Origin of the sequence: Flavobacterium sp. FlaQc-47 (assembly GCF_044006475.1) — a bacterium.
In the GTDB taxonomy this organism is placed as follows: domain Bacteria; phylum Bacteroidota; class Bacteroidia; order Flavobacteriales; family Flavobacteriaceae; genus Flavobacterium.
The window spans coordinates 358,484-379,609 of record NZ_JBIPCQ010000005.1; the positions used below are offsets into that span (position 1 = coordinate 358,484).

The 21,126-nt window shown below is 33.0% G+C and carries 22 protein-coding genes and 1 riboswitch; of the genes, 9 read left to right on the top strand and 13 right to left on the bottom strand.

The window, feature by feature from the left end; translation table 11 throughout:
* The first annotated feature begins 116 nt into the window (after positions 1–116).
* Complete coding sequence (locus ACHRVX_RS18125) at positions 117–776, top strand: alpha/beta hydrolase family protein (protein WP_395334725.1); 660 nt, start codon at positions 117–119, stop codon at positions 774–776.
* Between the two features lie 429 nt (positions 777–1,205).
* Here ACHRVX_RS18125 and ACHRVX_RS18130 read toward each other — a convergent pair whose 3' ends face one another.
* Positions 1,206–1,721: a hypothetical protein gene (locus ACHRVX_RS18130; RefSeq protein ID WP_056246554.1), complete on the bottom strand. Its 516-nt coding sequence runs from the start codon at positions 1,719–1,721 to the stop codon at positions 1,206–1,208.
* Between the two features lie 165 nt (positions 1,722–1,886).
* Between ACHRVX_RS18130 and rpmH the strand changes: the two genes are divergently transcribed.
* The 3 genes from rpmH to carB all read left to right on the top strand — a co-directional run bounded on the left by rpmH (position 1,887) and on the right by carB (position 5,349).
* Positions 1,887–2,048, top strand: a complete 162-nt coding sequence (gene rpmH / locus ACHRVX_RS18135; protein WP_008464848.1) for a 50S ribosomal protein L34 — start codon at positions 1,887–1,889, stop codon at positions 2,046–2,048.
* 99 nt (positions 2,049–2,147) lie between these two features.
* On the top strand, positions 2,148–2,306 hold the full coding sequence (locus ACHRVX_RS18140) for a hypothetical protein (RefSeq protein WP_395334727.1): 159 nt from the start codon (positions 2,148–2,150) through the stop codon (positions 2,304–2,306).
* Positions 2,307–2,493: 187 nt separating this feature from the next.
* Positions 2,494–5,349: a carbamoyl-phosphate synthase large subunit gene (gene carB, locus ACHRVX_RS18145; protein WP_395334729.1), complete on the top strand. Its 2,856-nt coding sequence runs from the start codon at positions 2,494–2,496 to the stop codon at positions 5,347–5,349.
* Positions 5,350–5,442: 93 nt separating this feature from the next.
* Here the strand turns inward: carB and yiaA are convergent, their stop codons facing one another.
* The 5 genes from yiaA to ACHRVX_RS18170 all read right to left on the bottom strand — a co-directional run bounded on the left by yiaA (position 5,443) and on the right by ACHRVX_RS18170 (position 8,039).
* Positions 5,443–5,838: an inner membrane protein YiaA gene (yiaA, locus tag ACHRVX_RS18150; RefSeq protein ID WP_213301687.1), complete on the bottom strand. Its 396-nt coding sequence runs from the start codon at positions 5,836–5,838 to the stop codon at positions 5,443–5,445.
* 160 nt (positions 5,839–5,998) lie between these two features.
* Positions 5,999–6,538 carry a DUF4252 domain-containing protein gene (locus ACHRVX_RS18155; protein ID WP_395334731.1) on the bottom strand — a complete coding sequence of 180 codons (540 nt, stop codon included), beginning with the start codon at positions 6,536–6,538 and terminating at the stop codon, positions 5,999–6,001.
* 1 nt (position 6,539) lies between these two features.
* On the bottom strand, positions 6,540–7,067 hold the full coding sequence (locus tag ACHRVX_RS18160; RefSeq protein ID WP_394774150.1) for a DUF4252 domain-containing protein: 528 nt from the start codon (positions 7,065–7,067) through the stop codon (positions 6,540–6,542).
* Positions 7,068–7,084: 17 nt separating this feature from the next.
* On the bottom strand, positions 7,085–7,543 hold the full coding sequence (locus ACHRVX_RS18165) for a hypothetical protein (RefSeq protein ID WP_395334733.1): 459 nt from the start codon (positions 7,541–7,543) through the stop codon (positions 7,085–7,087).
* Positions 7,530–8,039: an RNA polymerase sigma factor gene (locus ACHRVX_RS18170; RefSeq protein WP_395334735.1), complete on the bottom strand. Its 510-nt coding sequence runs from the start codon at positions 8,037–8,039 to the stop codon at positions 7,530–7,532. Before ACHRVX_RS18170 ends, ACHRVX_RS18165 begins: the two co-directional genes overlap by 14 nt.
* Before the next feature lie 253 nt (positions 8,040–8,292).
* Here ACHRVX_RS18170 and ACHRVX_RS18175 point away from each other — a divergent pair, with 253 nt between their 5' ends.
* Positions 8,293–9,753, top strand: a complete 1,461-nt coding sequence (locus tag ACHRVX_RS18175) for a S41 family peptidase (protein ID WP_395334737.1) — start codon at positions 8,293–8,295, stop codon at positions 9,751–9,753.
* 93 nt (positions 9,754–9,846) lie between these two features.
* On the opposite strand, the gene ACHRVX_RS18180 is transcribed toward ACHRVX_RS18175, so the two are convergent.
* The 7 genes from ACHRVX_RS18180 to ACHRVX_RS18210 form a co-directional block, all read right to left on the bottom strand.
* Positions 9,847–10,881 (bottom strand): YncE family protein, encoded by a 1,035-nt coding sequence (locus ACHRVX_RS18180; protein ID WP_395334739.1) that lies wholly within the window; start codon positions 10,879–10,881, stop codon positions 9,847–9,849.
* A gap of 3 nt (positions 10,882–10,884) precedes the next feature.
* Positions 10,885–12,738, bottom strand: a complete 1,854-nt coding sequence (locus ACHRVX_RS18185; RefSeq protein WP_395334741.1) for a TonB-dependent receptor plug domain-containing protein — start codon at positions 12,736–12,738, stop codon at positions 10,885–10,887.
* Positions 12,739–12,766: 28 nt separating this feature from the next.
* Positions 12,767–12,971, bottom strand: a riboswitch (cobalamin riboswitch).
* Between the two features lie 67 nt (positions 12,972–13,038).
* Positions 13,039–13,572, bottom strand: a complete 534-nt coding sequence (gene cobC / locus ACHRVX_RS18190; protein WP_395334743.1) for an alpha-ribazole phosphatase — start codon at positions 13,570–13,572, stop codon at positions 13,039–13,041.
* Entirely contained in the window at positions 13,557–14,354 is a 798-nt protein-coding gene (locus tag ACHRVX_RS18195; RefSeq protein WP_395334746.1) for an adenosylcobinamide-GDP ribazoletransferase, read from the bottom strand. The genes cobC and ACHRVX_RS18195 overlap by 16 nt, the downstream gene beginning before the upstream one ends.
* A 65-nt stretch (positions 14,355–14,419) precedes the next feature.
* Complete coding sequence (gene cobT, locus ACHRVX_RS18200; RefSeq protein ID WP_395334748.1) at positions 14,420–16,099, bottom strand: nicotinate-nucleotide--dimethylbenzimidazole phosphoribosyltransferase; 1,680 nt, start codon at positions 16,097–16,099, stop codon at positions 14,420–14,422.
* Positions 16,100–16,270: 171 nt separating this feature from the next.
* On the bottom strand, positions 16,271–16,777 hold the full coding sequence (gene cobU, locus ACHRVX_RS18205; protein ID WP_395334750.1) for a bifunctional adenosylcobinamide kinase/adenosylcobinamide-phosphate guanylyltransferase: 507 nt from the start codon (positions 16,775–16,777) through the stop codon (positions 16,271–16,273).
* Positions 16,778–16,956: 179 nt separating this feature from the next.
* A complete protein-coding gene (locus ACHRVX_RS18210) occupies positions 16,957–17,319 on the bottom strand; it encodes a DUF5522 domain-containing protein (protein WP_395334752.1) in 363 nt (120 codons plus the stop codon).
* A gap of 173 nt (positions 17,320–17,492) precedes the next feature.
* Between ACHRVX_RS18210 and ACHRVX_RS18215 the strand changes: the two genes are divergently transcribed.
* The 4 genes from ACHRVX_RS18215 to ACHRVX_RS18230 all read left to right on the top strand — a co-directional run bounded on the left by ACHRVX_RS18215 (position 17,493) and on the right by ACHRVX_RS18230 (position 21,080).
* Positions 17,493–18,635, top strand: coding sequence for an ABC transporter substrate-binding protein (locus tag ACHRVX_RS18215; protein WP_395334754.1), 1,143 nt, complete (start codon positions 17,493–17,495; stop codon positions 18,633–18,635).
* A 5-nt stretch (positions 18,636–18,640) separates the two neighbouring features.
* On the top strand, positions 18,641–19,669 hold the full coding sequence (locus ACHRVX_RS18220; RefSeq protein WP_395334756.1) for an iron chelate uptake ABC transporter family permease subunit: 1,029 nt from the start codon (positions 18,641–18,643) through the stop codon (positions 19,667–19,669).
* Positions 19,670–19,742: 73 nt separating this feature from the next.
* Entirely contained in the window at positions 19,743–20,156 is a 414-nt protein-coding gene (locus ACHRVX_RS18225; RefSeq protein WP_395334758.1) for a GxxExxY protein, read from the top strand.
* Between the two features lie 147 nt (positions 20,157–20,303).
* Positions 20,304–21,080, top strand: a complete 777-nt coding sequence (locus ACHRVX_RS18230) for an ABC transporter ATP-binding protein (protein ID WP_395334760.1) — start codon at positions 20,304–20,306, stop codon at positions 21,078–21,080.
* The last annotated feature ends 46 nt before the right edge of the window (positions 21,081–21,126 follow it).

Consider the following 21,126-nt stretch of genomic DNA (forward strand, 5'->3'; position numbering starts at 1 on the left):
TTTTGTAATTTAATTTTAGTCAAAAAATATTATGGTGCAAGATTTGCATGCATATTGCTAAAAAAAGTAATTTTAGCTTCAAAATATAAGCTGTAACCTAATCCATTTTCTATCAAATGAGTAAAATTCCTGTATACTTTATGCCCGGTTTGGCGGCTAGTCCGGCTATTTTTGAAAGAATCATATTAGATGAATCTGTTTTTGAAATGTGTATGTTAGAATGGGAAATTCCACAGGCAAAGGAATCCTTGACTGATTATGCACTCCGAATCACTAAAAATATCAAACACGAAAATCCGGTTCTAATTGGTGTTTCTTTTGGAGGAATTCTGGTTCAGGAAATGGCGAAACATATTCCAGTTAGAAAGGTGATTATTATTTCGAGTGTGAGAAGTAATGGAGAATTTCCAAGAAGAATGAAATTAGGGAAAACTACAAAAGCATATAAGCTGATTCCTATGAAGTTAATTTTGAATATTGAGAATCTGGCTAAATATTCTTTTGGTGAAAAAATCAATAAACGTATTAAACTTTACGAAAAGTTTTTAGCGGTTCGTGACCTTAAGTATTTACAGTGGGCCGTTGAATCGGTTATTTTATGGAATAGAAACGAGATCGATCCAAAAGTAATTCATATTCACGGAGATCAGGATGATGTTTTTCCTATAAAGTATATCAATAATTGTATCGTTGTAAAAGGAGGAACGCATATTATGATCCTGAACAAATACAAATGGCTGAATGAGAATTTGCCTTCGATCATATTGGAGGATTAGAAACCTTTAAAATTGCAGTTTTTAAAATTCCAAATTTCAATACTCATAATGTTCCCATCCTGATTTCTATGATAAATACAAATCTTTTTTAGGAGCTAATCCCGCTATCCGTTCCAATCTTTTGTGCCGAACCCCGGCACAAAAGGATTTCCACTTCTATCGGGGCTAGTGTAGCCGTTTCATACGAATATTCTAGCCCATCTTGTCATCCTGAGGAACGAAGGATCACACAAGAAGCTCAACAAAAAAGCTCAACAAAAAAGCTCAACAAAGAAGCTCGGCAAAGATTGCGGCATCATTTTACGGAATTACTAGTGCGATCCTTCGTTCCTCAGAATGACAAGATTGTGAAAAATAAAAAGCGACAAAAAAAATCCCAAATACCATATAATTGGAATTTGGGATTTTGATATTGTAATTTAAAGAAATTTAGATTTTCTTCATTTGATCTTTCATCATTGTGATTTGCTCTTTCAGCATTCCTTGTTTGTCTAATTTCTTAGCTTCGTTCAATAAATTAGTCGCTTCGAGTTTTCTTCTTCTTGACATTGCAACTCCGGCAAGGTTTAATTTTGCCACCGCTAAATCCATATCCATTGATAGTCCAAGTTCGATAGCTTTTTTAAAATGTTTCTCGGCCTGGTTGATATTTGTTTGCGACAACATGATTCCGTGAAGGTAATTAAAGTATCCTTGTTGTTTTCGCACTAATGCAGCTTCCGGGTTTTTGATGTATGCCAGCCATTTTTTAGCGCCTTCAAAATCTTGTTTTCTTAATTTAAGGAAGGCTAAAAGGATAAATTCGTTTTTAAAGTAAAGAAATATTGGAATTGCAGTCAATAATATAAGGAAGATTCCGTTCCCGATATTACTCTCTGTAAATTGATAAATGCCAGCAACTACAAGAAGTCCTGCTAAAATAAGTTTAATATTTTTGTGAAACATAATAGATGTATATTTGTGATTGCAAATATAGTAAAATGAATTAAAAATATTTTTATTAAAGTGCTTGCGAGAAAAAAAAGTCTTTGTATATTTGCACTCGGTTTTAGAATAACAATATTCGAAGAACAAAAAGAGATATTACATACTATTTAAAGATACAAAGCAATGAGCAAAAGAACATTTCAACCATCGAAAAGAAAAAGAAGAAATAAGCACGGATTTATGGACAGAATGGCTTCTGCGAATGGAAGAAAAGTTCTAGCGCGTAGAAGAGCAAAAGGAAGACATAAATTGACTGTTTCTAGCGAGCCTAGACACAAAAAATAATTTTTGTTTAAAATGAAATATTAGCCGTTACTTTTTTAGTAACGGCTTTTTTTAAACTAATTTTTTAAAATCGTAACTTTGTTTAAAAAAATAAATACTATGGAAGTTTTAAGACCACAAAACAGAAGTACTGATGAAATTATTAGATATTTATTAGAAACAAAAAAGCAAATAACAGAAGAAAGTAAGTCTTTTGCAAAAACAGAAGATTTTCAGGTTGTTAGAAAAAAACTTAAAGAATTAAATAAAAAAAAATGAACTATAAAATAGGAGCCACTGTAGTGGCTATTTTTATGGGCCTTCATTTAAAAAGAAGCAAAATAATAAATTTCCTATTTCTTTAATAATTGCAAAAACGAATCCTTACAGAGCAGAAATTTTTGAAGCATTTGTTCAAATGTCAATGAATAATAAAAAATAAAACAACAACTACAAACAAATTACAATGCCTAAAGACACATCAATAAAATCCGTTTTAATAATAGGTTCAGGACCTATTGTTATTGGTCAAGCTTGCGAATTTGATTATGCAGGTTCTCAATCTGCACGTTCTATTCGTGAAGAAGGAATTGAAGTTATCTTGATAAATTCAAATCCAGCAACTATTATGACCGACCCAACAATGGCGGATCATGTATATTTGAAACCTTTAACGACAAAATCGATTATTGAAATTCTGAAAGAACATCCACAAATTGATGCTGTTTTGCCTACAATGGGCGGACAAACAGCTTTGAATTTATGTTTGGAAGCTGAAGAAAAAGGAATCTGGCAGGATTTTGGAGTAAGATTAATTGGAGTTGATGTAAACGCCATTAATATTACTGAAGACAGAGAGCAGTTTAAACAGCTTCTAGAAAGAATAAATGTGCCAACTGCACCTGCAAAAACAGCTACTTCATATTTAGAAGGAAAAGAAATTGCTCAGGAATTTGGTTTTCCGCTTGTAATTCGTCCATCGTTTACGCTTGGAGGAACCGGAGCTGCAATTGTTTACAAAAAAGAAGATTTTGATGAGCTTTTAACCCGCGGACTAGAAGCTTCGCCAATACACGAAGTTTTAATTGACAAAGCTTTGATGGGTTGGAAAGAATACGAACTAGAACTTTTAAGAGATAAAAATGATAATGTTGTAATCATTTGTTCAATCGAAAATATGGATCCTATGGGAATTCATACGGGAGATTCGATCACGGTTGCGCCAGCAATGACTTTATCTGATAAAACATTCCAGAAATTACGTGACTATGCAATTTTAATGATGCGTAGTATTGGTAACTTTGCGGGAGGTTGTAACGTACAATTTGCAGTTTCGCCAGACGAAAAAGAAGATATCGTAGCGATCGAGATTAATCCTCGTGTATCTCGTTCATCTGCTTTGGCATCAAAAGCAACAGGATATCCAATTGCTAAAATTGCTTCTAAACTAGCGTTAGGGTACAACTTAGATGAATTGCAAAACCAAATTACTAAATCAACTTCGGCTCTTTTTGAACCAACTCTTGATTATGTAATTGTGAAAATACCTCGTTGGAACTTTGATAAATTCGAAGGTGCTGACAGAACTTTAGGTCTTCAGATGAAATCTGTTGGTGAAGTAATGGGAATTGGGCGTTCGTTCCAGGAAGCGTTACACAAAGCAACTCAATCTCTTGAAATTAAGAGAAATGGTTTAGGTGCTGACGGAAAAGGATATAAAAACTACGAAGAGATTATCGAGAAACTAACTTTTGCAAGTTGGGATCGTGTTTTTGTAATTTATGATGCAATCGCAATGGGAATTCCGTTGAGCCGTATTCATGAAATCACAAAAATAGATATGTGGTTCTTAAAACAATATGAAGAGCTTTATACTTTAGAGAAAGAAATTTCGAACTATAAAATAGGAACTCTTCCAAAAGAACTTTTGCTTGAAGCGAAACAAAAAGGTTTTGCCGACAGACAAATTGCTCACATGTTAAATTGTTTAGAAAGTGAAGTACATACATTACGTATGGAGAAGAATATTAACCGTGTGTTTAAACTAGTTGATACTTGTGCGGCTGAGTTTAAAGCAAAAACACCTTATTATTACTCAACTTTTGAAGCTGAAATCGAAAAAGCAAATGGCGAGCGCTATGTAGATAACGAAAGTATTGTTACTGATAAAAAGAAAATCATAGTTCTGGGTTCCGGACCAAATAGAATTGGACAAGGAATTGAGTTTGATTATTCTTGTGTTCACGGAGTTTTAGCGGCTAAAGAATGTGGTTATGAAACCATCATGATTAACTGTAATCCTGAAACGGTTTCAACAGATTTTGATACAGCTGATAAATTATACTTCGAACCGGTTTTCTGGGAGCATATTTACGACATTATTCAGCATGAAAAACCAGAAGGTGTAATTGTTCAGTTAGGTGGACAAACGGCTTTGAAACTGGCTGAAAAATTATCTAAATACGGAGTAAAAATAATCGGAACTAGTTTTGATGCACTTGATTTAGCCGAAGACAGAGGAAGATTCTCAGACTTATTGACTGAATTAAATATTCCTTTCCCACAATTCGGAATTGCTGAAACAGCTGACGAAGCTTCTGCATTAGCAGATACTTTAGACTTCCCTTTATTGATTCGTCCTTCTTATGTATTAGGAGGTCAGGGAATGAAAATTGTAATCAACAAAAAAGAATTGGAAGAGCACGTTATCAATTTATTGAAAACGATTCCAGGAAATAAATTGCTTCTTGATCATTATTTAGCCGGAGCAATTGAAGCTGAAGCTGATGCCATTTGTGATGCTGACGGTAATGTGTACATCATAGGAATTATGGAGCATATCGAACCTTGCGGAGTTCACTCCGGAGATAGTAATGCGACATTGCCTCCTTTTAACTTAGGAGAATTCGTGATGCAGCAAATTAAAGATCATACCGAAAACATAGCAAGAGCGCTTAAAACTGTTGGTTTAATCAATATTCAGTTTGCGATTAAAGATGATACGGTTTATATTATCGAGGCGAACCCGAGAGCATCGAGAACAGTACCATTTATTGCAAAAGCATACGGAGAACCTTATGTAAACTACGCTACTAAAGTAATGTTAGGACACAATAAAGTAACTGACTTTGATTTTAATCCGCAATTGAAAGGATACGCGATTAAACAGCCGGTTTTCTCTTTCAGTAAATTCCATAATGTAAACAAAGCATTAGGACCAGAAATGAAATCAACAGGAGAAAGCATCTTGTTTATTGATGACTTAAAAGACGATCAATTCTATGAATTGTATTCAAGAAGAAAAATGTATTTGAGTAAATAATCTCAAATCCTGATATAAAAAAAGCTCCATGAAAATGGAGCTTTTTTTGTGGTTTAACTTTTGGAAGTTGGTTTAATTAATATGTTTTAAATATTATTCATTAGATAATGACATATTATCTCTTGTGTTTTTTTGTACAGAAATAGCTCCAAACAATGCTAATAAAAAAGCAAAAGCATAAAAACCTTTTTCGCTTGGTAAAATTGTAGCATTCCATAATCCTACTACCAGTAATACAATTGATAAAAGGGTTCCGAACCAGCAAATTCCGTAGTAAATATCAGTTACAGGAAGTTTTTCAAGTCTGTCTCTAACGCTTTTTTGCAATGAAACTACTGCAAAAAGACCAAACATTAAAACTGTGAAATAATAGCCTTTTTCGTTTAGTAGCATTTCGGCTCTTGCGAGTCCAACTATAAAACCAACTGTTCCTGCTCCAAGAGCTACCCAAGATGCCGCAATAAAGGCGTTTGATGTTTTTTGTACCATGGTTATAATTTAATCATTAATTGGTGAGTCGCAAATATAATTAAATTCGGTTCAGATCAAAGTAAAACGTAATACTATTATTCAGGCTAATCTTCCAAAATTGTTACATAAAAAAAGCTCCATAATTGGAGCTTCTTCGTTTTAAAGTAAGATAGAAATATTATTTTTTTATAAGTTCCTGCAAAGGTTTCAATTGTTCCATATTGATTTTTGATTCTTTCAAAACGGACATTAAGGTCATGATATTGTTTGGGTTCATGTTTTTTCCTAAAACACGAACAACTGCAAAACCATTTTCTTTTCTGTTAGCAAAAACTACGAATTCTTCAATGTTATCATCGGCACCCACATAACTTATTGATGCGCCATCTTTACCTGAACCAAACTTCATTAATTCCTGGTATTTCGGATCTTTTAAAATCGCTTTAACCTTGGCTCTTTCTGTTTCAAATTGAGTTTGGTTTGTTGCATTTGCTTTAAAAGCTAAAATGTTCATTTTGTCAAATGATTTCAAAGCTTCATTTTGTTCGGCAGATAATTTTGTTTTTTCTAAGTTTAAAATATCAGGCGAAAGATCAAGTGAGATAAAATCTTTATTATCTGTATTTTCTACAAAATAACGCTGTAATGAAGGGTTAGAATTACAACTTACTAAAGTTAGTAATACTAAAAGGGCTGAGGTAAAAATGTTGGCTTTCATATTATTTTTTACCTTTAGAGGCTTTTTTTAAGTCAGCACCGCCAGGAAGTTGCATCTTGTCTGTAAGTACTGAAATTTCGTTGATATCAAAATTACCGGTTAGTGATAATAAAACAGTTTCTTCGTTTTTAGCACCATCAACGTACATTAATAATTCTCTAACCTGAGAATCTGTTGCTCCTGATTTTACAGATATTTTTACGTTTCTGCCACCGTCATTAATTCGCATTAATTCTTCTAATCCCGCTGTTTTTACATATTTTTCAGCAGAAGCTTTCATATCAGCTTCAACCTTTGGGTTTTTAGTGGTAAAGACTTTCAGGTAATCTAATTTTTTAATAAGTTTAATATATTGTTGTGTTTCCTTATCAGAAGCATCAACTTTTACTTTGCTCATTAAGTCAAACATTTTTTTGTTTACAATTACAGATGTAACATCGTCCTGACCATCAAATTTATCAAATGCTCCTTGTGCATAAAATGCGTGGCTAACGAATGCGAAAACTAGTGTTATGATGAAATTTTTCATTTTTGATTGATTTTAAATTATTGTTTAAAAATTTTGTTTTTTGATTGTTCATATTCTTTAATGTATTGTACACTTCCAATACCTACATTAACATTGTTTGATACTAAGGCTAAAGCTTTTTGCGTTGCAGCAAGGGCTTCTTCCGGATTATCATAGGTTCCTAATTCTGATTGCGCTACAACCGGAGTTGTATTTTTTTCGCTCACATAAAAATAAGTTCCTACTCCTAGTAAAACAACAGCCGAAGCCGCAATTGATAACCACGCCACATTTCGTTTTTTAGTTTTGAGTGGTATTTCCTGCGTCGATTTCTGTTCCTTTACCTGAGAGAAATAACCAAAAATAGGTTTGTATTGTTCTAAATGCTGCGCAACATCTGGTGAAGAAAAATATTCTTTTAATTCATTTTCTTCGGCAATACTGGTTTCTCCCTGAAAGTATTTTTCTAATATATCTTCTATTTTATTGAATTCCATAACGGTGTGTATTAAGCATTGTTTCTCTAATTTTTTTTCTCGCTCTTGAAAGTGCTACCCGAATAGCCGTTTCATTCATGTTTACAATTTTCGCAATCTCATCAAACTCATATTGTTCAACATCACGTAACTGAATTAATATTTGTAGTTGTTCAGGCAACTGGCTTATTATTTTTTCAACCCATTCTAAACTATTCGAATCCTCCAGTTTTTTATCTAATTGAGGTTCCCGATCTGTATAATTATTATGAACAATTTGTAGATTCCCTGCCCTTTTCGATTTTAATTGATCCAGACAATAATTCTTTGTCATTGTCATTGCTAAGGCTTCCACGCTGCCATAAGAATCTAAATTCTCTTTCTTGTTCCATAATTTCACCATTACTTCCTGGGTGGCGTCTTCGGCTTCCTCGGTGCTGGTTAATAATCTTTTTGCCAGACGAAAAACTTTGTCTTTAAAAGGATTTATTAATTCTATAAACACACTTTGATTCATCTCTGGTTTATTTTTGGTTGGTTTTTGGTTGGTTATGTTGTAAGCTTCCTTCTTTACCGCTTAAACGATAAATTTATGGTCATTTTAATTTTATAAATAAACCATTATAAGTAAGCTTATATAGTCAAGACGAGGCACTATTATTTTTGTTACAGCAGAAGTGAAAATTTTATAATAAAAAAACACTTTAAAATTATCAATGTTAAAACTAAAGATACTATTTTTACGTTAGTACTACATAGATACATACTATATGAAAACAATTTTAAAGAGCGTACTGCTATTGTTTATACTTGCTTTTTCTTTACAATCTTGTGAGGATCAGGATGATGTTGCTGTTTCTGGTGATTTGCAGGTGAATAATTTTGTCTGGAAAGGATTAAATCAATATTATTTATGGCAGGCAGATGTTCCTAATTTAGCTGATGATCGTGAAGCGTCACTTGATTCATTTTTACGCGGATATTCTAAACCAGAAGATTTATTTCAGGATTTATTAAATAAACCTATCAGCAAATTCCCTAAAGGGCAGGCGATTGATCGTTTTAGCTGGATTGTTGATGATTATACCGTTTTAGAACAGGAACTTCAGGGAACTTCAAAAAATGATGGTGTCGATTTCAGACTAAGTTATAAACCTAACAGTACTACTGATTTAGTAGGTTACGTTCGTTATATTATTCCAAACTCTGATGCATCAAAAAAAGATATCAAACGTGGTGATCTTTTTACGGCAGTAAACGGAACGCAACTTACGGTTTCAAATTATCAATCACTTTTAGCGGCTGATAGTTATACATTGAATATGGTTACGTACAATGGATCTACTTTTGAATCTAACGGAAAAACTGTTGCATTAGTGAAAACTACTCTGGACGAAAATCCTATATTTATCAATAAAGTAATTACTTCAGGAAGTCATAAAATAGGTTATTTAATGTATAACGGATTTTATGGTAATTATGATGCGCAGCTTAATGCGGCTTTCGCCGAATTAAAAGCGCAAGGAATTACAGATCTTGTTCTTGATTTAAGATATAATGGAGGAGGTTCTATCCAGACAGCGACACGTTTAGCAAGTATGATTACAGGTCAGTTTACTGATAAGATTTTTTCTAAAGAAAAATGGAACGATAAAATAAACGCTGCTTTTCAGGTTGATAATCCGGAATATTTAAATAATAGATTTGTAGATAAAATTGACGGCGCAGCTATTAGCAGCCTGAATCTTTCTAAAATTTATATCCTGACAACAAGCGGAACAGCATCTGCAAGTGAATTGGTAATAAACGGTTTAGTGCCTTATATTTCAGTAATTCAAATAGGAGAAACTACTGTTGGAAAAAATGTAGGATCTGTTACATTATATGACTCTCCAAATTTTGGAAAAGCAAACAGAAATCCCAATCATAAATATGCAATGCAGCCTTTAGTATTAAAAATAGTAAATGCAGCTGATTTTGGCGAATATACAGATGGTTTAAAGCCAACTTATGAGCAAATAGAGCGTGTGAGTAATCTGGGCGTTTTAGGTGAAACATCTGAGCCATTGCTTAATGTAGCAATTTCTCAAATTACCGGAATAACGACTAAAAAAGCACAAACGGATAAAGGTGTAATTTTAAAAACCTTTACAGATGTTAAAGCAATGAACGGTTACAGAAATCAAATGTATATTGAAAAAGCTCCCGAAGGACTTTTAAGATCATTATAGTAAATATAAAAACCAATAAAAAAGGCTTTCAGTAATGAAAGCCTTTTTTATTATTGCATTATTCCAAAAACACAATTTATTCTAAACTAAAAATTAGTCATTAAAGTAGAAGCCGTTTGTTCCTACACCCGTAGTTAATTCTTTTTGCAATGCTCCGGTTAAATCGTAAATGTAAGCCTTGCCATCTGTTGTAAAGTTTCCTTGTGAAACATAAATACGCCCATCGTTTACTGCAAATCCATATACATAAGTCGCAGGAGATGTTAAAATTGCCGTTGTTGATGCAGCAGTAGCATTTGTGTTCATCGTGTAAACAGAACTTCCTACTGTGTAATAAATTTTATTGTCTTCAATATCCATAAATCCTGCACCACTTAAGCTTTCCGGAAAAGTAATTTTAGTAGTTGTTTTGTCTGATATTTTTACTTTTACAAGTTCACTGCTATTTCCAAAACCTCCTTTTAAAATGTATAGAACTCCATTTTCTTCTTCAATACAATCACCGTTAAAACCAATTTGCACAGGAGTATCCAGTTTTTTTGCAGCGATATCAACTACTAATAATTTATCATTATAAGCATCAGTAATATAAAGTTTTCCATCTTTTAAAACCACTCTGTTAGCCGTAGCATTTAAGTCAATTTTTGATTCAACCGTATTAGTTGACAGGTTAATTACAGCTACATAATCATCTGTATCACCTGTTGCGGCATTTTCGTATGAATATGTATTTGCGTTTGTAACATATGCTTTGCCATCTTTTACAACACCGTATCTTGGATTTAGTAAACCTGTTTCGATTTTAGTAATTAATTTAAAAGTATATCTGTTAACTACTGTAATATTGTTAGCTCCCCCAGAAATAATATAAGCATTGTCTCCGCTAAAAAAGATATTTTGTGCATATTTCCCAAGTATATCACTTCCATTTACAGTTGAATAAACATCTTTTGTAAAAGAAGTTAAGTCATTACTTGAAAATGAAACAGTACCTTGTGAAGTTCCCTCATTCAGAATAAAAAAACCATTGTCATAAACTCCTTTTGGAGTATTATCTTCATCATCATTTGAACACGAAACGAATAGCGAAACGCTAAGTGCTATTAAAAATAATTTGCTAAACTTCATATATTAAAATTTTAAGGTTAAATACATATTAAAATTGCGACCAGGCATAGGTCTGTATTCCAGACTTTCATACTTCTTATTCAAAACATTGAGTACTTGAAAACCAAGTTTGAAAGTGTCCAGAAATTTAAAATCATAATCAATCCCAATGTTTGAAACGTTATAATCATTAATAATTTCTGTTGGATCATTGTCTGCTCTTGTATAAACAAAACCATTAAATAAAAATTGATAATAGGCAGAAATTCTGTTTCTGGAATAAGAAACAGATCCTGTCACTTTATTTAAAGGAACATAAAAAAGCTGTTTTTTAGTATCTTCATTTTTCGAAGCCGTGTAAGCGTAAGTTGCACTTACTTCAAAGTAATTTTTACCATATTGTTTTTTCCAGTTCAATAATGTTTCAGCACCATAGCTGTTAACCTTATCCGTATTTTGCGGCGACCAAATGCCATTATTTCCCGGGATCCATTGCAATAAATCCTTTATTTTCATGTAATAAAAGGTTTGCGTTAAAGAGATGTTTTTGACTGTGAAAACATTTCCAATTTCTGCCTGATAAGAACTTTCAGGTTTCAAATCCGGATTTCCTCCCGTTTCCCAATACAAATCATTAAAAGTTGGAATTCTGAAATTTCGGGATAAATTCAATTTTGCATTATATAATTTACCAAACTGATACGAAGATCCCAGAGAAAATAAAACAGGTGATTCATAATTATCGGTAAATTCTTTTCGGATACCCAACTCATTTTTCCAGTCAGCCGAAAGTTCTTGTTTTAACAGTAAAGCAATTGAGCTGATTTCCCTGACATGATCGCCAAAACCGCTTCCGTAACCTTTAGTTTTATTATAATCAAAAATGGCATTTGCTTGTGTTGATTTAGAAATTTGATAACCTAAATCAGCTTTTGTGATAAGGCTTTCTGTTTTTCCGTAAGTAAAATTATTAGAAGAAATATTCCCGTAATATTGGTAATTTTCAAATATATAAGCACCTTTTAAATTGGTAGTAAATTTTCCGAAATCACCATCGTATTCTAATAAGTTTCGGTTGAAACCATTTACATATCTGGTTTTAGTCTCAGTTTCTGATATTATTGAGGTGTTTCTATCTGTATTTGAAGTTTGACTGTATAATTTAAGACTGTTTCTTACATCAAATTTGTAACCAACATTAGCATTCAGGGTAATAATATCGTACTGACCATTTTGATTCCGGCGCTGTTCGCCTTTCCAGTTGTATTGATTCAGATATTTATAATCGTTTGTCGAACTATTTTTAGAAAAGCCAATTTGAGCACTCCATTTTTCATTCGAAATATTCGTTTTAAAGTTGATTCCAATAGTATTAAAACTTCCGTAATCTAACTTTAAATTGTTTTCGAATCGCTTATAAAATCCTAAATCATTATTTAAATGAACAGTTCCTCCAACGGCTCCGCTTCCATAAATGACACTTCCACCACCAGCTTTTACACTTATCGAATTATAATCAGAAGATGAAATGGTATTAAAATCAGTACTTCCGTTCATCTGAGAGTTGATATTAATTCCGTTCCAGATTACAGCCGTTTGCGATGCAGTCGTTCCTCTAAAAGAAACTGTCGAAAGCATTCCGCGACCATATTCCTTAAAATAAATGGTAGAATTAAAATTTAGTAAGTCAGTAAGTAAAGCTTCATTTTTAGTAATAGTGGAATCATTAAACTTTAAAACCGATTGTGAACTGGAATATTTCTTAAGATTAGCATCAGAAACGACAACTTCTTTCAGTTTAGTAATAGAATCGCTTTGCGCGCAAATAATTTGGCACAGCAATAATAAGCAAAAAGCGAAAAGTTTTTTTAAAGTCATAATTTCTACACTCTTTTTCCCGAGAGTTCGATATTTTGTTTATAAAGGCAGGTCTCCTGGCTTGCGTTTTGTTGTTTACCTTCCCATTCGCAGTGCGACCAGTGGTTTTGTAGTTAACAACAAACATTCTTTTCAGAACTAAGCTTACAGTTGCGGGAACAGCTCAAGATTAAAACTTGATTCCCTTTTAATGTGTTTGTGAAATGAACACAACCTTAATTTCGTGCAAAGATAAAGTTAAAATTAGCGAATTTTCAAATTTATGTAACTTTTTAAGCCAAATTCTAAGCAAAATGATCTTTATAGTGCTATTTTTATTACGTCTCCAAAATCTACTTTATTGTTAAAAGCATCTTTTAAGGGTAAAAAAGTATGATGACATAATATGCTTCGAATAATTCCGGCGTGTGCTACAATTATAATTGGCGTATTTATTTCTTTTTGAATTTCAGCTAAAAAACTACCAACTCTTTCATGTAATTCAACAAATGATTCTCCGTTTAAAGCAGCAATATTCACAAAATCCTCCATCCAGGGATTAAGTTGTTCAGGCGGAATATCATTCCAGTTTTTCATCTCCCAATCACCAAAATTCATTTCCATTAAACGATCCTCTTTTTTAAACGAAATTGTTTTAATAATATTCTGAATGTATTCGGCTAAAATTAAACAGCGTTGTAATGGACTTGAAAAAATAATGGCTTCTTGTGGTAATTGCGAAATAATATTTTTGAAAACAGCGTCAAAAGGTTCCGCTAAACCAATATCTGATTGTCCGTAGCAAACTCCTTTTTCGCAAATGGTTTCGGTATGACGAACTAGATAAATTTCCATATAAAAAGAATACTTAAATAATAAATAACTTCACAAACCTGTTGCGTGGCTCCAAGACAATCTCCCGTATAACCATCAATCCATTTTTGAAAATAGCGCGCCAAAAAATAGCGCATTATAAAAACAGGAAGTAAAGCCAAAATAAATTTATACTGGAAATAGGATAAAACTAATAACGGAATTAATCCAAAGAAAATGGAACCTGAAATTTCTTTCCAGGTATGGTTTTTAGCGATGGGTTTACTTTTGGATGAAGCATCTTCACGAGAATATTCATGTGTAAATATAATTGAAATCGCAGCAAGCCGACTCAAAGCATGAGCAGATATAAACAAGAGATAAATTTGAAAAAGTGCAACAGGATTATCTCCTTTGAAAAGTAAAATAGCTTCAGAAAGTAATTTAAATTTCAGTAAAAAAAGTAAAACCAAACCAATCGCTCCATAAGCGCCAATGGCACTGTCTTTCATGATTATCAGAATCTTTTCTTTCGTCCATCCTCCGCCAAAACCATCACAAACATCAGCAAAACCATCCTCGTGAAAAGCTCCTGTTGTAAGTACAGAAATAATAAGAGCAATAATTACCGCAGTTTCTATTGATAAAAAAAGGGAAAAAACATAAAACGCTAAAAAAGAAATACTACCCACAATCCAGCCAATTAAAGGAAAATACCGAGTTGCCTTATTTAAATAATCAGGATGATGATCTATGTTTTTCGGACAGGGAATTCGGGTGTAGAACATTAAGGAAGTGAAGAAAATATGTAGTTCTTTTTTCATTATAAGAAAGTGTGATGATAAATATAAGATGAAACTGAATACTGAAACTGAAAACTGCGACTTCGCTACTTTTTACTAACTCCGGCACTTTCAAAACTCGCCATATCATTCAAAAATGCTTCTGCCGATTTTAAAATAGGAAACGCAATCGCACAACCTGTTCCTTCGCCCAAACGTAAATCTAAATGCAGGACAGGTTTTGCATTTAAATAATCTAATAATTTTTGATGCGCTTTCTCAGCGGAACAATGACAGAAAACTGCATTTTTTATAATTTGCGGATTTATTTTTGAAGCAATCAAAAAGGCAACGCTGCAAATAAAACCATCCACTAAAATCAGCATTTTATTATCGAAAGCAGTTAACATTCCGCTGGCAATCTGGATGATTTCAAAACCTCCAAAATAGGCGAGTTGTTGTTGTAATTCGGCTGGACCGGAATAATTATTTATGGCGTTTTTAAGGATGTTTTGTTTTTGCAATAATTTCTCATTTTCAACGCCAGTTCCTTTTCCAACGCATTCTCCGATGGGTATATCGGTTAAAATACTCATTAAAACCGAAGCTGTAGAAGTATTTCCAATTCCCATTTCGCCAAAACCAATACAGTTACAACTCGTTTTAGCAATATCTTCAATAATTGATTTTCCTTTTTCAAAACACAATTGTAATTCGGTTTCACTCATTGCCGGAATATGTAAAAACGACTGAGTTCCTTTTGCAATTTTTGCATTTATCAGGTTCGCATTTGTAGGGAAATCATAATTTACGCCGGCATCAACAATAGACAAAGTAATGTTGTGTTGATTGCAGAAAACATTGATTGCAGCACCGCCTTCCAGAAAATTAGCTACCATTTGGCGGGTAACATCTTGTGGATAAGCGCTAACGCCATGATTAGCGATTCCGTGATCAGCAGCAAAAACCACAATATTAGGGTTAATTATTTTAGGATTCAGGGATTCAAAAACCGTCGCCATTTGAAAAGCCAAAGTTTCTAAAGTTCCCAAAGCACCGATAGGTTTCGTTTTAGAATCTATTTTTTCTTGTAAAAGAGTTGCGAAATCATTTTTAAATTCGAATTTGTTTGGAGATTTTAAAGGTAAATCTGAAACACAACTTTCTACAATATTTTTAATTTCCGTACAAATTGGAGCTTCAGATTTTTGTTTCCAATTCAATTGCTGTAACATGGGTTGATTGTCGTAATTCGTAGCCGGTTTTCCAATACAGAAATAGCCTAACGGTTCAATATTATCCGGTAAATCAAGAATTTTTTTAAATTCATAATAGTTCAAAATCGAAACCCAACCCATTCCGAAACCTTGCTCAGTAAGAGAAAGCCAGATATTTTGCGCCGCACATACCGAACTGAATTTCACCGCTTCGTTACTTCCAACAGTTCCAATTGTAAATTGATTGAGGACAGATCTATCATAGGCGATAATTAATCCAATTGGCGCTTCTTCAATCGCTTCCAGTTTCAGCGATTTATAATGTTCCTTTTGTTCCGGATTATCAGTAAGTTCTGCTGCTTTTGTATTATAATCTAAAAACAAATTCTTTACAGCATTTTTAACCTCAGGAGATTTAATGATATAGTATCGAGTAGCATCCGTCAATCCAACAGATGGTGCCCAATGTCCGGCTTGCAAAGCTTTCTCGATCACTTTATCAGGAACTTCATCCGTAGTGAAATGTCGTGTATCGCGGCGTGATTTTAAGATATCATCTAAATAGCTCATTTTTAAATTCCAATTTTTTAAATTCCAAATTCCAATTTAATAGCAATTGCGAAAATCAATTTCAATGACAATTTCAAAAACAATTCGAATTAAATAAGAATCTGAAAATTTTAAGATTTAAGTAAAGATAAAGTATAACGTTGGAATTTGGAATTTAAAAATTTTGGAATTTCATTTAATCTTTACCGGAATTCCTGAAACCATTAAAACAACTTCATCTGCATTTGAGGCTAAAAACTGATTCATCCAGCCTTGTAACTCCGTGAATTTTCTGCCAATATGAGTTTCGGCATGAACACCCATTCCTATTTCGTTTGTCACAATAATTAGTGTTGCATTCTCCTGATTGGCAATTAAAAGAAATTCCTTTTTTGCTTCTTCCAAACTTAGATTCACATCATATTTATGATCCGTAAAAAAGTTCGTTAACCAAAGCGTCACACAATCAATCAAAGCTACTTTTCCGGTAAAATTAATTTCGCTTAAATATTTTTCATTCTCAATATTCGTCCAGCGTTCGTCCCGTTCTTGTTGATGACGGTCGATTCTGGTCTGGAAATCAGCGTCCCATTTTCTCGCCGTCGCCACATATATTGGTGTATCTGAAAGTTCTAAAGCTAATTTTTGGGCATAACTGCTTTTTCCTGATCGCTCGCCTCCGGTAATTAGGTAAATCATTTTTTTTAATTATGAATTTTGAGTTGTAAGTTATGAATTATGGCGTTCCCTTCGGTCGGGCTATCCGCTATATCTTTTATTTTCTAAAGAAAAAAATAAAAGGATATCGCTTCTATCCCTAACGCAAAACCCATCGTGTTTAAAAATTTGTCCGGAACTAACAATTTATAATTAACAATTCAATACGGGCAATGACGGCAATCATTTTCGCAGCAAGTTCCTCTTTTTAAATGAAACCAGGCTTTAAAAACATAATTGCCATTTTCGATATAATAGTCAATTCCTTCAATAAGTTTTTCTTGTTTGGGTAAAGAAATCGCTTTGTTTTTAAGGGCTCTTTGAGGTGTAAGAGTTTCAACATAAGCATCAATTTTGTCTTCGCAAGCTTCTTTAAAGCAAACATGACAAAGGCAATCTCCTCCGTCAGAAAGATTAAAAATAGGAGGGAAGTCATTGCACCAACATTTACTTTCTGCCGAAATATTTCCACAATTAAATGAAGATTCACAGCCTGAGCAAACTTTTGTTTTTATGCTGTTCATAGGTTAAAGATGGTATTTTTTGGGTTTTGTAAGAATAAAGGTAGTCAAAAAAAATAGAAATTGCGTTACCTTTGTCACTAGCAAAATGTAAATCAAAAAATCGTAATTATTCAAATTGCGAGTAAAATTAGCTAAAAGCGAAACCATATTCCTAAAAATAATATAACCTGCAGATGAAACATTTATTATCTAAATTAATTTTTATTGTACCTTTTTTTCTTCTTATTGGATGTAAAAAGAATGAAACTCCGGAAATTACAAAACCTGAAATTGCGACAAACAGTATTGAATATGCAACAGGACTTTCAATTATAAAACATGAGGGATATTCTGTAGTAACCGTTACGGATCCCTGGCCAAATGCCAAGGCAAAATATACCTATGTTTTAAAAGAAAAAGAAGCAAAAGTTCCCGATAGTTTACAAAAATATACCACAATAAAAGTTCCGTTAGAATCTGTCGTAGTCACATCAACAACAAATATCCCGTTCTTGGAAATGTTAGAAGTTGAGGATAAATTAGTGGGTTTCCCCCACACCGATTATGTGTCATCAGAAAAAACCAGAGTTTTAATAGACAAAGGTTCTGTTAAAAATGTAGGTGAAAACGAGAAATTAAACATCGAACAATTAATTGAAATTGCTCCGGAATTAATTGTCACTTTTGGTGTAGATAATAATAATCCGGCATTGGAAAATTTGAAAAAAAGTGGATTAAACGTTTTAATCCAAGCCGATTGGATGGAACAATCTCCACTGGGAAAAGCAGAATGGATCAAGCTTTACGGTGCTTTATTTGGCAAGGAAGAAAAAGCAAAGGAATTATTTGATAAAATTGTTATGAGTTACAATCAGGCAAAAAAATTAGTTGCTGATAAACCTGCAACTTCAACCGTATTATACGGTTCTATGTATCAGGATGTTTGGTATGTTGCAAAAGGAAATAGCTGGGTGGCGCAATTTATGAAAGATGCCCACGCAAATTATTTATGGGCAGATTTAAAAGGAACAGGAAGTGAAGGATTGTCTTTTGAAAAAATATTAGTAAAAGCTAAAACGGCGAATTTCTGGATTGCTTCAGGATCGTTTAAATCTTTAGCCGAAATTGAAAAAGCAAATCCGCATTATGGTCAGTTTGATGCTTTTAAAAATAAAAACGTTTATACATTTGAGGGTAAATTTGGAGCGACAGGCGGAACCGTTTATTATGAATTGGCTCCAAGCCGCCCGGATTTAGTTTTAAAAGATTATATCAAGATTTTTCATCCTGATTTATTGCCAAGCTATGAATTTACTTTTGCATCTAAATTAAACTAAGTTCATTGACAAATAAAAAGCGAAATATAATCCTGTTTTCCATACTTGGTCTGGCACTTTTGTTTATGTTTTTTCTGGACGTAAGTTTGGGATCAGTTACAATCCCGTTCAGGGAAGTTTATACCAGTTTAACAGGCGGTCAGGCAAGTAAATCGACATGGGAATATATAATTATTAACTATCGGTTACCTAAAGCAATAACGGCTTTTTTAGTTGGAGTAGGATTATCTATAAGCGGATTGTTAATGCAAACCTTATTTAGAAATCCGCTTGCAGGACCGGATGTTTTAGGTCTAAGTTCAGGATCAATTTTAGCAGTTGCAATTGTAATTTTAGGTGCAGGATTATTGCCATCCTTTTTAAATTCAATTTTACTATCACCTTACGGGCTTGTATTGGCTTCGACATTAGGGAGCGTTTCGGTTTTATTACTCGTTTTACTAGTTGCACAGCGTTTGCGAAATACAATGGCAATTTTAATTGTGGGACTCATGTTTGGGAGTTTTACCAGTGCTATTGTTGGGGTTTTAACCTATTTTAGTTCAGCAGAACAATTGCAAAAATTTACTTTTTGGTCATTAGGCAGTCTTGGAAATCTTTCCTGGACATCAATTGTTGTTTTGGCGGTTTGTGTAGGTATTGGTTTGCTTTTAAGTGCAGGCAGTATAAAACCTTTAAATGCCTTGCTTCTTGGTGAAAATTACGCAAAAAGTATGGGCTTGAATTATAAAAAAGCGAGATTGACAATCATATTTGCAACAAGTATTCTGGCGGGCAGCATAACGGCTTTTGCGGGTCCAATTGCGTTTATAGGATTAGCGGTTCCGCATATCGCAAAGCTTACTTTTCAAACCAGTAATCACGCAGTTTTGTATTGGAGCACTTTTTTCTATGGCGGAATAATTATGTTATTTTGCGATATTGCCTCGCAATTACCGGGATTAGATACCACATTGCCAATCAATGCAATCACTTCAATCATTGGAGCGCCGGTTGTAGTCTGGTTGTTAATGCGAAAAAGAAATTTTAAGTAAAAACTTACATATATTTCGTAATATTGCTTTTTAACACATAGAAACATAGTTTTTATTTCAATTAAAAAGATTAATGATTACTCAGAAATATTTGGATGAATTAACATATGAAGTTTTAGGAGCTTCAATAGAAGTGCACAAAATAATTGGAAAAGGGTTACTTGAAAATGTTTACCATCAGTGCTTAAAAGAAGAACTCTCACAAAGAAAATTAAATTTTTTCACAGAGATGCGAGTCCCAATTCTATATAAAGAGAAGGAACTAGTCGCAGATTTTAGATGTGATTTATTTGTTGAAAATTGTTTGGTAGTAGAACTGAAAACAGTTTCAGAAATAAATGCAGTGCATCAAGCTCAACTTCTAACTTACATGAAGCTTTTAAAGGCACCAAAGGGAATAATAATTAATTTTAATTGCTTTAATATCTTTAAAGAAGGTCAAAAAACATTTGTGAATGAATATTTCAGATTACTTCCAAAATATTAGCACTGAAGCTATGTTTAATTTACAAGTAAATTTTAATTTTCCTTTTTTAATAATACAAAGAAACCTATGTTTCTATGTGTTTAAAAAATAAATCAGCATAAAAAAACTCAGCAACTTAGTATCTAAGAACCTTAGCAACTTTAAAAAATGAAAAATATCTTAGAAACCTCAAATTTAACCATTGGCTATAAGTCCAAAAAAGCAACTGTAACCATTGCAGAAAATTTGAATTTGAATTTAAAATCAGGAAAACTCATTTCATTAATAGGAGCAAACGGTATTGGAAAATCGACTTTGTTACGCACTATTACAGGGATTCAGCAATCTTTAAAAGGAGAAGTTTTGCTGAATGATAAAAATATAAACAGCTATAAACCTTTAGATTTAGCACAAAATTTAAGTTTGGTTTTAACCGAAAAGTTGCCGCCAAGTAATCTTTCCGTATTTGAATTAGTTGCATTAGGACGTCAGCCTTATACCAACTGGATTGGTACTTTGACCGAAACTGATATTGAGAAAGTTCAGGAAGCATTAGCTTTAACTCAAATCGAACATTTGGCTCAAAAAAAACATTACGAAATCAGCGACGGACAATTACAAAAAGTTTTAATTGCAAGGGCTTTGGCACAAGATACTCCGCTGATTATTTTAGATGAACCTACAACACATCTTGATTTATTACACAAAGTTTCATTGTTCAAATTACTAAAAAAGCTAACGCAGGAAACTCAAAAATGTATTTTGTTTTCGACACATGATATTGATTTGGCGATTCAGTTAAGCGATGAAATGATTATTATGACAACAGATTTAATAGTTCAGGACGAACCATGTTATTTAATTTCAAAAGGAAGTTTCGCCACTTTATTCAAGGATGAAAATATTGTTTTTGATGCAGATAAAGGGAAGTTTGTGATCACTTAGTTTTTTTAATTATTACTTCAAGATTAATATCATTCTATTAATAAGT

Coding starts and splice junctions, on each gene's coding strand:
- ACHRVX_RS18125 (WP_395334725.1), top strand. CDS start 117: ATGAGTAAAATTCCTGTATACTTTATGCCCGGTTTGGCGGCTAGTCCG.
- ACHRVX_RS18130 (WP_056246554.1), bottom strand. CDS start 1,721: ATGTTTCACAAAAATATTAAACTTATTTTAGCAGGACTTCTTGTAGTT.
- rpmH (WP_008464848.1), top strand. CDS start 1,887: ATGAGCAAAAGAACATTTCAACCATCGAAAAGAAAAAGAAGAAATAAG.
- ACHRVX_RS18140 (WP_395334727.1), top strand. CDS start 2,148: ATGGAAGTTTTAAGACCACAAAACAGAAGTACTGATGAAATTATTAGA.
- carB (WP_395334729.1), top strand. CDS start 2,494: ATGCCTAAAGACACATCAATAAAATCCGTTTTAATAATAGGTTCAGGA.
- yiaA (WP_213301687.1), bottom strand. CDS start 5,838: ATGGTACAAAAAACATCAAACGCCTTTATTGCGGCATCTTGGGTAGCT.
- ACHRVX_RS18155 (WP_395334731.1), bottom strand. CDS start 6,538: ATGAAAGCCAACATTTTTACCTCAGCCCTTTTAGTATTACTAACTTTA.
- ACHRVX_RS18160 (WP_394774150.1), bottom strand. CDS start 7,067: ATGAAAAATTTCATCATAACACTAGTTTTCGCATTCGTTAGCCACGCA.
- ACHRVX_RS18165 (WP_395334733.1), bottom strand. CDS start 7,543: ATGGAATTCAATAAAATAGAAGATATATTAGAAAAATACTTTCAGGGA.
- ACHRVX_RS18170 (WP_395334735.1), bottom strand. CDS start 8,039: ATGAATCAAAGTGTGTTTATAGAATTAATAAATCCTTTTAAAGACAAA.
- ACHRVX_RS18175 (WP_395334737.1), top strand. CDS start 8,293: ATGAAAACAATTTTAAAGAGCGTACTGCTATTGTTTATACTTGCTTTT.
- ACHRVX_RS18180 (WP_395334739.1), bottom strand. CDS start 10,881: ATGAAGTTTAGCAAATTATTTTTAATAGCACTTAGCGTTTCGCTATTC.
- ACHRVX_RS18185 (WP_395334741.1), bottom strand. CDS start 12,738: ATGACTTTAAAAAAACTTTTCGCTTTTTGCTTATTATTGCTGTGCCAA.
- cobC (WP_395334743.1), bottom strand. CDS start 13,572: ATGGAAATTTATCTAGTTCGTCATACCGAAACCATTTGCGAAAAAGGA.
- ACHRVX_RS18195 (WP_395334746.1), bottom strand. CDS start 14,354: ATGAAAAAAGAACTACATATTTTCTTCACTTCCTTAATGTTCTACACC.
- cobT (WP_395334748.1), bottom strand. CDS start 16,099: ATGAGCTATTTAGATGATATCTTAAAATCACGCCGCGATACACGACAT.
- cobU (WP_395334750.1), bottom strand. CDS start 16,777: ATGATTTACCTAATTACCGGAGGCGAGCGATCAGGAAAAAGCAGTTAT.
- ACHRVX_RS18210 (WP_395334752.1), bottom strand. CDS start 17,319: ATGAACAGCATAAAAACAAAAGTTTGCTCAGGCTGTGAATCTTCATTT.
- ACHRVX_RS18215 (WP_395334754.1), top strand. CDS start 17,493: ATGAAACATTTATTATCTAAATTAATTTTTATTGTACCTTTTTTTCTT.
- ACHRVX_RS18225 (WP_395334758.1), top strand. CDS start 19,743: ATGATTACTCAGAAATATTTGGATGAATTAACATATGAAGTTTTAGGA.
- ACHRVX_RS18230 (WP_395334760.1), top strand. CDS start 20,304: ATGAAAAATATCTTAGAAACCTCAAATTTAACCATTGGCTATAAGTCC.